Raw genomic sequence first — 14,601 nt, forward strand, 5'->3', positions numbered from 1 at the left:
CTACATAGGAGTAAACCACATGGCTCACATATCCACCCTGCAAAGCCTGATCGCCGGCCGCTGGCTGGGCGAAAGCGCCGCCGTGCCCCTGCACAGCGCCTTGAACAACCGCGTGATCTATCACACGCATGCGGAAAAGATCGACTTCGACGAAGCCGTCACGTATGCGCGCAAGACGGGCGTGCCGGGCCTGATGGCGCTGGACTTCCAGCAGCGCGCCGCGCGCCTGAAGGCGTTGGCCCTGTACCTGGTCGAGCGCAAGGAAGAACTGTATGCGATTTCGCATCTGTCGGGTGCCACGCGCGCCGACAGCTGGGTCGACATCGAAGGCGGCACGGGCACCCTGTTCGCCTACGCCAGCATGGGCAGCAACGAGCTGCCGTCGTCGAACGTGCTGCACGAAGGCCCGGCCATCGCGCTGGGCAAGAAGGGCGGTTTCGCCGGCACGCATATCCTGGTGCCGCGCGGCGGCCTGGCCGTGCACATCAACGCCTTTAACTTCCCCATCTGGGGCTTGCTGGAAAAATTCGCGCCAAGCTTCCTGGCGGCCATGCCCTGCATTGCCAAGCCGGCCACGGCGACGAGCTATCTGACGCAGGCCGTCGTGCGCATGATGCACGAATCGGGCTTGCTGCCGGCCGGCAGCCTGCAATTGGTGATTGGTTCCACGGGCGACTTGCTGGATCGCTTGAATGGCCAGGATTTCGTCACCTTCACGGGATCGGCGGCCACGGCCGCCAAGCTGCGCACCAATCCGAATCTGATCGCCCAGTCCGTGCCCTTCAACGGCGAAGCCGATTCGCTCAATTGCGCCATCCTGGCGCCGGACGTCACGCCAGACGACGTGGAATTCGACCTGTTCGTCAAGGAAGTCGTGCGCGAGATGACGGGCAAGTCGGGCCAGAAGTGCACGGCGATCCGCCGCATCATCGTGCCCGAGCACCTGATGGACGCCGTCGGCACGCGCCTGCGCGAGCGCCTGGCCAAGGTGGTGGTGGGCGACCCGTCCATCGACGGCGTGCGCATGGGCGCGCTGGCGTCGAAAGAGCAGCAAAATGACGTGGCCGAACGGGTTGCCACCCTGTCGCAGGATAATGAAGTGGTGTTCGGTGCGGGCGCCGGATTCAATCCGCTCGGCGAAGGCGCGCAGGACGGCAGCTTCTTCTCGCCGACCTTGCTGCTGTGCCGCGATGCCTTCGGCAACGATGCCGTGCATGACGTGGAAGCGTTCGGCCCCGTCAGCACCATGATGGGTTACAAGGATATCGATGAAGCGCTGGCCCTGGCCGCGCGCGGCAAGGGCAGCCTGGTGAGCACCCTGGTGACGCGCGATCCGAAGATCGCCGCGCGCGTGGTGCCGCAGGTGGCGGCCACGCATGGCCGCGTGCACGTGCTCGAGCGCGTGGCCTCCGTCGACTCGACGGGTCACGGCTCGCCCTTGCCGCAACTGAAGCACGGCGGCCCTGGCCGCGCGGGCGGCGGCGAGGAACTGGGCGGCGTGCGCGCCGTGCGCCATTACCTGCAACGGGCGGCCGTGCAAGGCTCGCCGACCATGCTGGCGGCGATCACCGGTGAATACGTGCGCGGCGCGGACGTCAACGAAAGCCCGATCCACCCGTTCCGCAAGCACTTCGAGGACTTGAAGACGGGCGACTCGCTGCTCACGCACCGCCGCACCGTCAGCGAAGCGGACATCGTCGCCTTCGGCGGCATCTCGGGCGATTTCTTCTACATGCACTTCGATGAAATCGCCGCGAAGGAATCGCAGTTCGGCAAGCGCATCGCCCACGGCTACTTCGTGCTGTCGGCCGCCGCCGGCCTGTTCGTCTCGCCCGGCGTCGGTCCCGTGCTGGCCAACTACGGTCTGGACAACCTGCGCTTCGTCGCTCCCGTCGCCATCGGCGACACCATACGCGCGCGCCTGACGTGCAAGCGCAAGGTCGACCGCAACCGCAAGGACGTATTTGGCGTGGGACAGGGCGTGGTCGCTTGGGACGTGCAGGTGACCAATCAGAACGAGGAATTGGTGGCCAGCTACGACATCCTGACCCTGGTGTCCAAGCGCGAATAAGCTTCAGACGCAAGACTGCCTGCATCGGCGCCGCCCGCGATCATCGCGCGGGTGGCTTTTTTTTATCCGGATTCTTTTCGTCTTGAATTATCCATAAGTGTATGAAAAATATAGGCTAAGTGTGGTTTTGCACAGCGTGCTATTTAGATAAACCCCTCTAGAACGCGTGCTTTTTTCATCAAAAGCGGCGAATTCGCTCATTGCCGCAAGAAAACTTTCCAACGTAAAACCTTTTCTATGTAGCATGGTTTTACTCACTGGTCACACGCCATGCAGGCCTCAAAGGCGATGGCGGCGCGAAAAAAACGGACCCGGCCTGTTACGGCCGGTGAGCCATCGACCTCGAGTCCCATTCCACGATTAACGTTCACCGCTACGGGTATTTAATTACTATGAATAAACACGTCCTGCTTTTCCTGATGGCCATGCCCCTGGCCATCAGCCATGCCTATGCCGAAGAGGCCGTTGGCCCCGCGGTCAAGATCAGCGGTTACGGCACGGCCGCCCTGACCATGGCCGATACGGACAACGCGCAGTTCGCGCGCCCGAACCAGGCTGCCGGTGCCGGCCGCACCGCCCGCACGGGCGTCGATTCCAACCTGGGATTGCAAGCCAATGTCACCGTCAACCCGTGGCTGTCGGCCACCGTGCAGGGCCTGGCGCGAAAGGATGGCGAGGATGATGTCGGCGCCGAACTGGCGTGGGCCTTCGCCAAGGCCAAGGTATCGGACAGCTTCAGCGTGCGCGTCGGCCGCATGGGCCTGCCCGTCTTCATGATTTCCGATTACCGCAACGTGGGCTATGCCAACACCATGCTGCGTCCGCCGGGCGAAATGTATTCGCAGGTACCGCTGAACAGCATCGACGGCATCGACGGGACCTACCAGTTCAGCGCGGGCGATACCAGCATCACCACGCAGCTGGCGCTGGGCCGTACCAAGGCCACCCTGGCTACGGGGCCCGCTTCGACCGTGCAGGTGGAAGGCAAGTCCATCGTCGCCCTGAACGTGGTAGCCGAACATGGCCCCGTCACCGTGCGCTTCGGCCGGGCCGAGACCAAGCTGACGATCAACGATTCGCCGAGCCTGAACACCCTGATGGGCAGCCTGCGCGCGGCCGGCAGCGGCTACAGGATCGCCCAGCTGGGGGCCCTGGCCGATGCGCTAGAAGTCAAGGACAAGAAGGCGTCGTTCACTTCCGTGGGCCTGGGCCTGGACTGGAACAATGTGCTGCTGCAGTCCGAATATGCGAAGCGCAAGACGGACAGCTATGTCAGCGACAGCACCTCGTGGTACGTGATGGGCGGCTACCGCATCGGTGCCTTCCTGCCCTACTACAGCCACGCCAGCCTGAAGGCCGATGGCCGCGTGAACAACACCGTGCCCGCATCCTGCCCTGCCGGCTATCCGGCCGCCTGCACGCCGACCCTGCGCGCCCTGTCGGCCGGCGTCGACACCCTGGCCACCATGCGTAACCAGCTCGAACAATCGACGGACAGCATCGGCGTGCGCTGGGACTTCCACCGTTCTGCCGCCTTGAAGGTGCAGATCGACCGCATCAAGCCGAAGAATGGCCCGGGCCTGTTCGTGCAAGCCAAGCCGGGTTTCCATGGCCCCGTTACGGTGGCTGCCGCCGCCATCGATTTCGTTTTCTGAGGAGCTCCGCATGAAACCCTTTATTTTTGCGGCTGCCTTGCTGGCGCTGTCGACCGCCGTTCCCGCCATGGCCGAAGTGGTTGTGGTCGTCAATGCCAAGAGCGCTGCCGGCGCGATGACGAATGAACAGGTGGCGCAGTTTTTCCTCGGTAAATCGACGGCCATGACGCCGATCGACCAGCCGGAAAGCGCCCCCGTGCGTGCCGAGTTCTACAAAAAGGTGACGGACAAGGAACCGTCGCAGGCGAAGGCCCTGTGGTCCAAGCTGGTCTTCACGGGCAAGGCCACCTTGCCGAAGGAAGTGGCCAATAGCGCCGACGTGAAGAAGGCCGTGGCGGCCGATCCGAAAGCCATCGGCTATATCGAAAAGAGCGCCGTCGACGCCAGCGTGAAAGTGGTGCTGACGGCGCCATAAAGCCTGCCCGGGCCGCACGCCATGCGGCGGCCTGGTACACATACCATCAGGAGACAGCAATGAGCATCAAACGCAAGATATGGGCGCTGCCTGTCATCTCGGCAGTGATTTTCGGGCTGGGGCTGGCCGTCAGCGCCTATCTGTCCACGGCCACGCTCAATTCCATCCACGCCACGGAAAGCGCCGACTATCCCGTGCTCGACCTGGCCAAGTCGCTGACCCTGGACGTGGCCGCCGTCGGCGACGCCCTGCGCGATGCCGTCAGCGAAGGCGACAAGGAACGCATCGGGCAAGTCGGCGGCCAGGCAGTCAAGTTGCGTGCCAGGCTGGGCGACTTTGCGGCGATCCCCGGCCAGCGCGAGCAGGGCGCGCGCCTGGCCAGGGAGTTCGACGCATACTATGCGCCGGCGCTGAGCGCGGCGCGCATCATGCTGGAAATGGAAGAGGGCGACCCGCAAGCGACAGTGGCACGCATGCAGGGCGCGCTGGCGGTACTCAATGCCGACCTGGCAAAGACCAATGAACAGGCGCAATCGCAGTTCAGGCAGGGCATAGAACGCAGCGCGGCCAACGTGCGCAATGCGCTCAATACCAGCATCGCCGTGGCGCTGGCCGTCATCGTCTGCCTGGTGGCCGTGTCGCACTTCGTCGTGCGTGCCATCTGGCAGCAGCTGGGCGGCGAACCCGAATATGCGCGCCAGATCGCGCGCGCCGTGGCCGATGGCGACCTCTCGATGCATATCGTGACCGAGGCGGGCGACCAGACCAGCTTGCTGGCGGCGCTGAAGGACATGCGCGCCAAGCTTGGCGGCATGGTTTCCGACATCAAGGCGTCGGCAGAAACCATCCAGGTGGCCAGCGCCGAAATCGCCCAGGGCAATGCAGACCTGGCCGCGCGCACGGAATCGCAGGCGGGCAGCCTGGACCAGACGGCGCGCAGCATGGACAGCCTGACCTCCACCGTGCGCGACAACGCCGCCAACGCGGGCCAGGCGCATGAATTGGTGGTGTCGGCATCGTCGGTTGCCGTGAAGGGCGGGCAAGTTGTCAGCCAGGTGGTCACCACCATGGGCGAGATCAACGATTCATCGAAACGCATCGTCGACATCATTGGCGTCATCGACGGCATCGCTTTTCAGACGAATATCCTGGCCTTGAATGCGGCCGTGGAAGCGGCGCGCGCCGGCGAACAGGGACGCGGCTTTGCCGTGGTGGCGTCCGAAGTGCGCAACCTGGCGCAGCGCAGCGCGGCTGCGGCGCGAGAAATCAAGCAATTGATCGGCGATTCGGTGGCCAAGGTCAACGTGGGTTCGAAGCTGGTCGATGAGGCGGGACTGACCATGGGCCAGATCGTTGACTCTGTGAAAAAAGTGGCCGATATCATGGCCGAAATCAGTGCTGCCAGCCAGGCGCAAAGCGCCGGCATCGGGGACATCGGCGTGGCCATCGGCAGCATGGACCAGATGACGCAACAGAATTCCGCGTTGGTGGAAGAAGCGTCGGCGGCGGCCGAATCGTTGCAGGAACAGGCCGTGCAGCTGGGTACGGCGCTGGCCGTGTTCAAGCTGGCGCAGGGGGGTGTGTCGGATTACGCGCTGCGCGCTAATCCGACCTACCTGGCGTTGCGGTGATGTCGGATTACGCGCCATGCGCCTCGGCGGCACCGCTAATCCGACCTACCGGGCATTGGCTGCGTAGGTTGGATTAGCGCAGCGTAATCCAACACAGGAGCGCCGGCTTACGCGCGCAAACCGAACGGATCGTCGATGCTGTGCGCCGGCTGCGTGAACCAGCGCGGACCGTCTTGCGTCATGTAGAAATGGTCTTCGTGGCGGATGCCGAATTCGCCGGGGATGCAGATCATCGGCTCGTTCGAGAAGCACATGCCCACGTCGAGCGGCGTTGTGTCGTTGCCCACCAGGTAAGGCCATTCGTGGATGTCGAGGCCGATGCCGTGGCCCGTGCGGTGCGGCAGGCCCGGCAGCTTGTAGCCGGGGCCGTAGCCGTCCGCTTCCAGCGAAACGCGCGCGGCGCGGTCCACGTCGCCGCAGGGCACGCCCAGCCGGGCGGCGGCAAACGCCGCGGCTTGCGCCGCCTTTTCGCTGTTCCATACGCTGCGCTGGCGCGCGCTGATGGCGCCAAACACGTAGGTGCGCGTGATGTCGGAGATGTAGTTCATCACTTGGCAGCCCGTGTCGATCAGCACCGTGTCGCCTGCCTTCAGGGTTTGCACGTAGTTGACGCCATGCGGATAGGCGGTCGCTTCGCCGAACAGCACGATGCAAAAATACGAGCGGGGCGCGCCCACCTTGCGGTGCGCGCGCTGGATGAATTCTTCCACTTCCACCGTCGTGATGCCCTCGTACAGCATGCTGGCCGTGGCCACGTGCACGGCCAGGGTCATGTCCATCACGCGCTGCATCAGGGCGATTTCCGCCTGTGATTTTCTGCTGCGGCAGTACGCCGTGACGGTGCGCGCGTTTTCCAGCGCGTAGCCGGGGGCCAGCGGCTTGATGCCGTCGTAGATGAAGAAGGCGGCGCTTTCGCAGATGCCCACGCGCGGCGGTTGATTCGCGTCCTGGGCGATTCCCATGCGCGCCAGCACGTCGACGAACAGCTGGTACGGGCTTTCATGCTCTTCCCAGCAATTGACCTTGCCCTCGACGAGCATGAAGCCCGTCAAGGTGCTTTCCTCGAAGGCGGGGGCGATGTATTCGATCTCGCCGCTGGCCGGCAGGATGGCGCCCACCATGCGTTCGCTGGCATACCATTTGGTGCCCGTGAAATAGGTGAGGTTGGCGCCCGCGTTCAGGTAGATCGCGGCGATGCCCTGTTCGCGCATGAAGTCCTGCGCCCTGGCGATGCGTTGCGCATGTTCGTCCTTGCCGATGGCGACCATGCCGCCCGTCATGTCCGACAGCGATGCCAATGCCTGTTCGATGGAAGTGCCACCTATGCTCATGCCTGCTCCTTTGTTCGATGCTGAATATGGAATGCGGGCATGATATCAGTTCGCGCCTTTTGGCTTGAGTCCCGGCGCGCCGCCCGCGGCATCGGGCTGGGCCAGCACCAGGTCGTGCGGATAGGTAAAATGCCAGTCCGCGTAGTGCTGCTTGCGGCGCAGGCTGGCGTCTTCGTCGAGATAGTTGTCCTGCTTGATGGGCAGTTGCGGCGACAGCGAATGGATGCCGACGATGCGTCCCTCCTGCCGCAGCACGCCCCATTCCGCCTTGCCCGTGACCGGGTCCGCATACAGGCGGCGCAAGTGCCGCCGGGCGTTGGCAAAGCGCGGGTCGCGCAGCAGTTCCTGCAAGGTCAAGGGATAGCGGGGCCGCCCGTCGGCCGGCGTGCTGTCGTAGTAGCGGCCCAGCGCGTTGCGGAATTCATGGCCGATGAACAGCAGCTCGCGCTCCTTCTCGCGCCGCGCGGCCGTGGCATGCAATTCGCTGGCCAGCACCAGGCCCACGCCCATGAAGGCGACCAGCATCAGGGTCCAGATGTAGGCGAAACCCCGTGCGCGGCGTTGGAATCTAGAGTTGCTCAAAGGGGATGCCCTCGCGCGTCTTGCCCTTGGCGCCGCTGCGCACGTCGGCCACGCCGCCAATCTCGCCATTCGGCGAAGGGATCAGCTGCCAGGTGGCGCTGGACTCCGTGACGGGGTCCAGCGGCACGCTGCGGAAGTAATGGTGGGTCACCAGGTCGGCCAGCGCGGCCGGGTATTCTCCCTTGTCGGCATAGTATTTATCGAGGCCGCTCCTGAGCACCTGCAGGTTTTCCTTCAGCGCGACTTCTTTGGATTTTTCCACCGAGCCGAAATAGCGGGGAATAGCGATCGTCAGCAGCAGCGAAATGATCGCCAGTACCACCAGCAGTTCGACCAGCGTAAAACCGCGGCGCGGAGTAGAGCAGGGCATCGACATCACCATTCCTTGAGCGGCACGCCGTTCAGGCCCACCTTGGTCGAGCGCGAGGCGACGTCGAATACGTCTTCGCCTTCGCTGGGATTGTCGGGCGGCGAGGCATAGGCGCGCTTGCTCCAGCTGTCGGCGGCGCTGCCGTCTTCCCTGGGCTGGAACGGGTCGCGCGGCAGGCGGCGCAAAAAATAGATGTTCTGCTTCGAGGGACTGCGCTGGTCGGGCACGCCCTCGACCAGTTCTTCGAGTTTTTTCGGATAGCCCGATGCGCCCAGCGACAGCTTGATGCGGCCATTGTCCGAGGCGCGCTTGTAGGCGTCGATCGCTTCGCGCATCTCGATCAGGGCATTGCGCAATTGCTGCTCCTTCGCCCTTTGCAAGGCCACCTGCGCCATCGGCACGGCCACCGTGGCCAGGGTCGCCATGATCGCCAGGGTGATCATCAGTTCGATGAAGGTAAAGCCCCGCTCTTTCACTGGCCACCTCACTGGCCACCTTTGCCGGACTTGTCGCCTGCCGCGGGCGCCTCGTCGCCGCCCGTCATGGGCGAGCCGGTGCGCGGTGCGGCTTGCTCGGGCGCGGCGATGGCCTCAGGGCTGCCACCGACGCTGGCGCGGCCGCCCACGGACGCCTCGGTGCCGGAATTGAATTCGGCCGTCATCAGGTCCGGGCGGCGGATGCTGCGCAGCAGGCGCGGCGTGATCGACAGCACGATCTCGCTGCGCATGGCATCATCCTTCTGGCTGCCGAACAGGCGGTTCAGCACGGGCAGCTCGCCCACGCCCGGTACCTTGTTGGCCGTGCCCCGGTCCTCGTCGCTGATCAGGCCCGCCAGCACCTGCGTCTCGCCATCCTTCAAACGCAACACGGTCGAGGCGCTGCGCGTGCCGATCTGGTAAGCCTGCGTGCCCGTCTTGCTGATCACCTCCTTGACGACGTTCGACACTTCCAGGTTGATCTTGATGGCCACCTCGTCGTCCAGGTAGACGTTCGGTTCCACGTCGAGTTTCAGGCCCACGTCGATGTAATTGACGCTGTCGGAACTGACGCCGTTGTTCGTCGTGACGGTGATGACGGGCACGCGGTCGCCGATGAGGATCTTCGCCTTTTCCTTGTTGCGCACGCGGATGCGCGGGTTGGCCAGGATATTGCTGTCGCTGTCCGTCTTGTTGGCGTTCAGGGTGACGCCGCCGATGCCCAGGTTGATATTGTCGCCATTGATGCGGTGCAGGTCCGCCACCTTCAGGCCGCCCAGGCCTCCCGTGCTGCCTGCGACGCCGGCCAGGGTCAGGCTGGCCTGGTCGGGCCAGCGCACACCCAGTTCCATCAGGCGCGTGCGCTTGACCTCCAGCACTTCCACCTCCAGCATCACTTCCGGGTCGGCCAGGTCCTGCACGTTGATGATGCGTTCGGCCATGCGCACCATTTCCGGCGTATCGCGCAGCATGATGATGCCCAGGCGCTCGTCAGTGACGACATCCTTGGCCTTGAGCAGGGTCTTGATGGAAAACGCCACCGTCTTGACGTCCGCATTGGCGAGGAAAAAAGTGCGTACCACCAGCTGCTGGTAATCCTTCACCTTTTGCGGCGTGTTCGGGTAGATCGTGATCGACTTGTCGCTGGTGACGCTTTGCTCGAGCTGGTTGGCGCCTAGCAGCATGGCGATCGCCTCTTCGATGCTGGTGTCGCGCACGGAAATGGTGGCGCGCAGGGCCGGGTCGACCTCCTTGTCGAAGACGAAGTTCAGGCCCGACACCTTGCTGATGAAGTCGAACACGGAGCGCAGGGGCGCGTCGCGAAATTCCAGCGTCACGGGTTTGCGGTAGGCGGCCGCCAGCTTGCCGCCGGCCGGACGGCTCTTGGCCTGCTCGTCGCCGATGCGGCCCTTCAGGGCCAGCGCCTCGCGCTGCGCGGGACGCTCCTGCAGCACCTGGCGCAAGGCTTCCTGCGCCTGCGCGACATTCGCTTCGCCGCCGCGCTGGTAGCTGGCCTGCGCCTCCTGCATCAGCTTGCGGTGCCGTTCATCCTGCGCCACGCCGGCCAGGCCCCGCTGCGCCACGTCGTTGCTGGCGTCCAGAGCCAACGCCTGCTGGTACAGCGCTTGCGCTTCGGGCAGCTTGCCCTGCTGGCGCAGCGCCTCGGCGCGGCCATTCAGGTTGTTCAGCGCGCGCATCCTGCCATTGGTGACGGCGATGCGGTACTTGGCGTTGGTCGGTTCGGCCTGCGCAGCCTGTTCCAGCAGGGCCAGGCCCTGTTCCGTGCGGCCGGCCCCCAGCATGGCCTGGCCGTCGGTATAGGCCTGGTTGCCGGCGCAGGCGGCCAGCAGGGACAGCATCGGCAGCAGGGTAATGCCAGTACGTGGTGTGCGTCGTTTCAATTGAGGTCCCCTACGGCGAGTGTCTGTTTCAGGTTGAGCGGCAGATAGGTAAATTGCAGGGCGCCTTGCACCACGCCGTCGAAGCGGTAACGCTCTTCGAGCGTGTCGCCGGGGCGCACCACCACGTTGCGTTCGCCCGCCTGGAGAAAATAGGCGGCCTTGCCTTCGTCGACGAAACGGCCAAGGAACTGGAAGGGCAGCGGTGGCGGCGCGTTCGCGTCGACGGCGGCGACAGTGCGCGTGGCCTGCGCGGCCTGCTGGTCGAGCATGATCTTTTTCGGTGTCTCGGGCTGCCAGCTTTGCTTGGCGAACAGGGTGGCCGCTTCCTCGTCGTCCAGCCCCCGGCGCGGTTCGATGGCCAGCGCGCGATTGGCTGGCGCAGCGGCAGCGGTGGCGATGAGGGGCGCGACCGCTACCCGTTCCACCTGGCGCGGCGTGGCCGTGGCCGGCCCCACGATGCTGCCTTCATCCTCCGGGGCGAAGAGGGCGGCCAGCAAGGTCGCCACGGCGGCGCCCCCCAGTACGGCTTTTTTCATCGGCGCGCCTCCGGCTTCTTGACCAGCAGGATGAACTGGATGCGCGCATCGATCTCGCCCGCTTCAATCTGCTCGCGCTTGAACAGCACGGAGTCGAGGGTCAGGGTGGGTAGTGCCTGCAGGGCGTCGACAATAAAGGTTTGCAGCTGCGCGTATTCGGCTTTTACCGGCAGGGTGATCTGGTAGCGCAAAAAGGCCGTGTTACCGTCTTCCTGCGGCTTGTAGTCAGCCTTGTCCAGGGTGACGCCGCTTTTTTGCGCCACTTCCAGCAAGGTTTTCAGCTGCTCGGGAATGCTGTCGTGCGCGGGCAGGTAGGCGTGAAAGGCGGCCAGGCTGTCCGCGTCGGCGTCGAGCGTGACGGGCGCCGGCGGCAGCGCCGCCTGTTTCGCCATCGCGACCAGCTGCGCGCGCAATGGCTGCTGGCGTTCGGCCAGCGCCTCGCCCTGCTGCACGGCGATGGCGGCCAGCGCCAGGCAAGCCGCGCCGATGGAGCTGGGCCAACCCAGCATGCGCCACAGACGCTGCGCTTCCCACGCCATGCGCGGCGGAATATGCAAGTGGAGGCGTGCGCGGGCCACGGGCACGCCTGCTTTCAGTACGGGTTTTATTGCCGCCATTGCGCCTCCAGCTGAAAACGGTAAGGGTGTGCGGGCGCGTTCGCATTCGCGTTACTGTTCATCTCGTGCTTGAGCAGATACACGGAACTGAACATGGGCTGCTGGTTCAGGAAGGCCAGGTAATTGAGCATGTCTTGCGGGGTTTCCGTCTCGGCGGCGATTTTCAGCACGCTGGCGCCATCCTGCCCCTGCTGCGCATTCAGGTCCAGTCCCAGCAGGGCCACGCGCACGTCGCGTGGCGCCTGCACCGTCCTGACCAGGCGCGTGACGGGCAGGTTGAGCTGGCGCACGGCGGCGGCCACCTGTTTCAGTTCGAGGTCGCGTTCGCGCTGCTGGCTCGCCGAGAGGGGCGTGCGCACGGGACGCACCGGCTGCAGTTGCGCCAACTGCGCTTCCAGGCGCCGCGTTTCCTGCGTCTGCACCAGCCAGTACCCGGCGGCCGGCAGCAGCAGCAAGCCGCCCGCCAGGCACAGGGCCAGGCGCCAGCCCTGGAACGTCTGCGCGGCGCCGGGCGGCAGGAATTCCAGGCGGCTCAGGCCCATGCGGCCTCCCGCATCAGGTGGGCGGCGCCGGCCACGGCGATGGGCACGAAGCGTTCCGGCACGTTCGTCTGCGGCACGCCGCTCAAGTCGATCAGGGCCACCTGTTCGATGGCGTCGAGCTGCGGCGCGCGCAAATTCCAGCGCCGCCACGCCCGCTCCAGTTCGTCGCCCCAGGCCGCGGCGCAGGACTGGCTGTGCAGGGCCGTGATACGCCCGCCGCTGCTTGTCGCCAGCAGCAGCCGCCCCGCCTCCACCAGGGCGAAGGCGGCAGGTTTTGCACCGGCGATGCTGCGCCAGGCCGGTCCGGCGATCGGTTCGATGGACAGGCAGCGCCGGCCATGCGCGGCGGCCGCGTCCTGCACGCCCTGCAGCAGGGCCGCATCAATGCCGCAGGCCAGGCGCGGCATGCCGTACGGGGCATCGTCGGCGGCCAGGCGCCAGGCGCGCGCGCTGTCGCCATACACGGCGCCGAACTGGCTGTGCAGGAAGCGCTGGGCGCTGCTCCGGTCGAGCAGGGCGCCGCTCCACGGCACCATCAGCATGGCGCACCAGCGGCTGGCCAGGCTGACGGCCAGCGGCAGTTTTTTGCCGCCATCGTGTTCGAGCCAGCCGCGCAGGGCGGCCAGCGCCACTTCCCAACTGGCGTCGGGATTCGCAATGGGCAGGTGGAAGGCGCTGTCGGGCAAGGGACGGCCGGCGCGACGCAGCACGCCGTGCAGCCCGTGCGGCGCCAGGTGCAGGCACACGGTGGCGCGGGTAAGGCGTTCAATAAGTGACACGATTGAGCTCCGCTAAAGTGGTTTCGCCGCGCCGCACCAGGTCCAGGCCCGCCTCGCGCGCCAGGCGAAAACCGTTGCGCGCCGCCTCTTCCTTCATCTGGCTCAGGGGCGCGCGCGTGCAGATCATTTCGCGCATCGTATCGCTGAGCATCAGCACCTCGGCGACGGCCTTGCGGCCCTTGTAGCCGGTGCCGCGGCAGTGGCCGCAGCCCTTGCCGGCCATGAATTGCCAGTCCTGCACCTGATGCAGGGCCAGCCCGCTGTCGCGCAATTGCTGTGCGTCGGCCAGCACCTCGGCGCTGGCGTCGACGGCGCAATGGGCGCAATTGAGGCGCAGCAGGCGCTGCGCCACGATGCCGTTCAGGGCCGCCGCAAAGCTGTAGGCATCGACGCCCATGTGCAGGAAGCGGCCCACCACATCAAAGACGTTGTTCGCGTGCACGGTGGTGAATACCAAGTGGCCCGTGAGCGCCGCCTGCACGGCGATCTGCGCCGTTTCATCGTCGCGGATCTCGCCGATCATGATCTTGTCGGGATCGTGGCGCAGGATGGAACGCAGGCCGCGCGCGAACGTCAGCCCCTTCTTTTCGTTGACGGGAATCTGCAGCACGCGCGGCAGCCGGTATTCGACGGGGTCTTCGATGGTGACGATCTTGTCGCGCCCCGTGTTGATTTCCGTGATGGCCGCGTACAGGGTGGTGGTCTTGCCCGAGCCCGTGGGCCCCGTCACCAGCAGCATGCCGTGCGGCTTGGCGGCCAGGCGGCGTATCTGTTCGATGGCATCCTCGTTCAGGCCCAGGCTTTCCAGGCGCAGCGCCTGCGCCGCCTCCGTCAGCGCGCGCCGGTCGAGCAGGCGCAGCACGGCGTCCTCGCCAAAGATATTGGGCATGATGGAAACGCGAAAGTCGATTTCCGCCCCTTTGACGCGCACCTTGAAGCGGCCATCCTGCGGGATGCGGCGTTCGGCGATGTCCAGGTCGGCCATGACCTTGATGCGCGAGATGATCTGCTCGGCCATCTGCAGACCCTGCACCTGGCCCGCCTGCACCAGCACGCCATCGACGCGGTACTTGATGACCAGGCTGGCCACGTCGCATTCGAGGTGGATGTCGCTGGCCTGGAATTTCAGGGCATCGTAGATGGTGGAGTTCACCAGTTTCACGACCGGGCTGCTGTCTTCGCTGATGCGGATCAGCGAGATGTCTTCGATGCTCTGGTCGAGTCCCGGCACGTCATCGCCATGTTGCATCTCCTGCATCGCCTGCTGCACGCTTTCCTGCTGCAGCAGATAGGCGGCCAGGTCGTCCGGATGTGCCAGCGCCACCGTGAAGGGCGTGGACAGGGCGAAGTCGGCCCATTGCAGCAGGTCCTCGCTGAAGGGATTGCCGATGACGAGCACGGGCGGCGCGCCCGGAACGCCAGGTTGCAGCAGCACGCAGTCGCGCTGGGCGCAATCCGTGTAGGGCAGCAGGGCAAAGGCGGGCAGGGCGGCCTGCAGTTCGGCCATCGTCCACGCCGGATAGCGGAACAGGGCGGCCAGCTGGCGCAGGAAGACTTCGGGCGGCAGGGCCGCCGTTTCCTGCAGCACGGCCATCTGCGCACGCCCCTGTTCCAGCGCGCTCGCGTGGGCCCGGCGCAGCATGGCCGCATCGAGCACGGCCCGTTCTTCGTCGCGCGCGTTCATGGCAGCACCTT

The 14,601-nt window shown here is 65.4% G+C and carries 14 protein-coding genes; 4 read left to right on the plus strand and 10 right to left on the minus strand.

What is annotated here, in order from left to right:
* Positions 1-19: 19 nt before the first annotated feature.
* The 4 genes from paaZ (at position 20) to AC07X6_RS01125 (ending at position 5,772) form a co-directional block, all read left to right on the plus strand.
* On the plus strand, positions 20-2,071 hold the full coding sequence (gene paaZ / locus AC07X6_RS01110) for a phenylacetic acid degradation bifunctional protein PaaZ (protein WP_494789793.1): 2,052 nt from the start codon (positions 20-22) through the stop codon (positions 2,069-2,071).
* Between the two features lie 392 nt (positions 2,072-2,463).
* Positions 2,464-3,726 carry a hypothetical protein gene (locus tag AC07X6_RS01115; protein ID WP_494789794.1) on the plus strand — a complete coding sequence of 421 codons (1,263 nt, stop codon included), beginning with the start codon at positions 2,464-2,466 and terminating at the stop codon, positions 3,724-3,726.
* Between the two features lie 10 nt (positions 3,727-3,736).
* Positions 3,737-4,141 carry a type 2 periplasmic-binding domain-containing protein gene (locus AC07X6_RS01120; RefSeq protein ID WP_494789795.1) on the plus strand — a complete coding sequence of 135 codons (405 nt, stop codon included), beginning with the start codon at positions 3,737-3,739 and terminating at the stop codon, positions 4,139-4,141.
* A gap of 59 nt (positions 4,142-4,200) precedes the next feature.
* Positions 4,201-5,772, plus strand: a complete 1,572-nt coding sequence (locus tag AC07X6_RS01125; protein WP_494789796.1) for a methyl-accepting chemotaxis protein — start codon at positions 4,201-4,203, stop codon at positions 5,770-5,772.
* A gap of 107 nt (positions 5,773-5,879) precedes the next feature.
* Here the strand turns inward: AC07X6_RS01125 and AC07X6_RS01130 are convergent, their stop codons facing one another.
* From AC07X6_RS01130 to AC07X6_RS01175, 10 genes are read right to left on the minus strand one after another with little or no spacing between them, the layout of a single operon-like run.
* A complete protein-coding gene (locus AC07X6_RS01130; RefSeq protein WP_494789797.1) occupies positions 5,880-7,103 on the minus strand; it encodes a M24 family metallopeptidase in 1,224 nt (407 codons plus the stop codon).
* 45 nt (positions 7,104-7,148) lie between these two features.
* The gene (locus AC07X6_RS01135) at positions 7,149-7,685 is read right to left on the minus strand and encodes a type II secretion system protein (RefSeq protein WP_494789798.1); all 537 of its coding nucleotides are present in this window, start codon (positions 7,683-7,685) and stop codon (positions 7,149-7,151) included.
* The gene (locus AC07X6_RS01140) at positions 7,672-8,061 is read right to left on the minus strand and encodes a type IV pilin protein (protein ID WP_494789799.1); all 390 of its coding nucleotides are present in this window, start codon (positions 8,059-8,061) and stop codon (positions 7,672-7,674) included. The genes AC07X6_RS01135 and AC07X6_RS01140 overlap by 14 nt, the downstream gene beginning before the upstream one ends.
* The gene (locus AC07X6_RS01145) at positions 8,061-8,543 is read right to left on the minus strand and encodes a type II secretion system protein (RefSeq protein WP_494789800.1); all 483 of its coding nucleotides are present in this window, start codon (positions 8,541-8,543) and stop codon (positions 8,061-8,063) included. Before AC07X6_RS01145 ends, AC07X6_RS01140 begins: the two co-directional genes overlap by 1 nt.
* Complete coding sequence (locus AC07X6_RS01150) at positions 8,540-10,432, minus strand: secretin GspD/PilQ domain-containing protein (RefSeq protein WP_494789801.1); 1,893 nt, start codon at positions 10,430-10,432, stop codon at positions 8,540-8,542. Before AC07X6_RS01150 ends, AC07X6_RS01145 begins: the two co-directional genes overlap by 4 nt.
* The gene (locus tag AC07X6_RS01155) at positions 10,429-10,968 is read right to left on the minus strand and encodes a hypothetical protein (protein WP_494789802.1); all 540 of its coding nucleotides are present in this window, start codon (positions 10,966-10,968) and stop codon (positions 10,429-10,431) included. Before AC07X6_RS01155 ends, AC07X6_RS01150 begins: the two co-directional genes overlap by 4 nt.
* The gene (locus tag AC07X6_RS01160; protein WP_494789803.1) at positions 10,965-11,585 is read right to left on the minus strand and encodes a hypothetical protein; all 621 of its coding nucleotides are present in this window, start codon (positions 11,583-11,585) and stop codon (positions 10,965-10,967) included. Before AC07X6_RS01160 ends, AC07X6_RS01155 begins: the two co-directional genes overlap by 4 nt.
* Entirely contained in the window at positions 11,573-12,127 is a 555-nt protein-coding gene (locus AC07X6_RS01165; protein ID WP_494789804.1) for a hypothetical protein, read from the minus strand. The genes AC07X6_RS01160 and AC07X6_RS01165 overlap by 13 nt, the downstream gene beginning before the upstream one ends.
* Positions 12,118-12,906 (minus strand): hypothetical protein, encoded by a 789-nt coding sequence (locus AC07X6_RS01170; RefSeq protein WP_494789805.1) that lies wholly within the window; start codon positions 12,904-12,906, stop codon positions 12,118-12,120. Before AC07X6_RS01170 ends, AC07X6_RS01165 begins: the two co-directional genes overlap by 10 nt.
* Positions 12,893-14,590 (minus strand): GspE/PulE family protein, encoded by a 1,698-nt coding sequence (locus AC07X6_RS01175; RefSeq protein ID WP_494789806.1) that lies wholly within the window; start codon positions 14,588-14,590, stop codon positions 12,893-12,895. Before AC07X6_RS01175 ends, AC07X6_RS01170 begins: the two co-directional genes overlap by 14 nt.
* Positions 14,591-14,601: the final 11 nt, after the last annotated feature.

The sequence above is a fragment of the Janthinobacterium sp. GW460-12-1-14-LB5 genome (assembly GCF_059423585.1).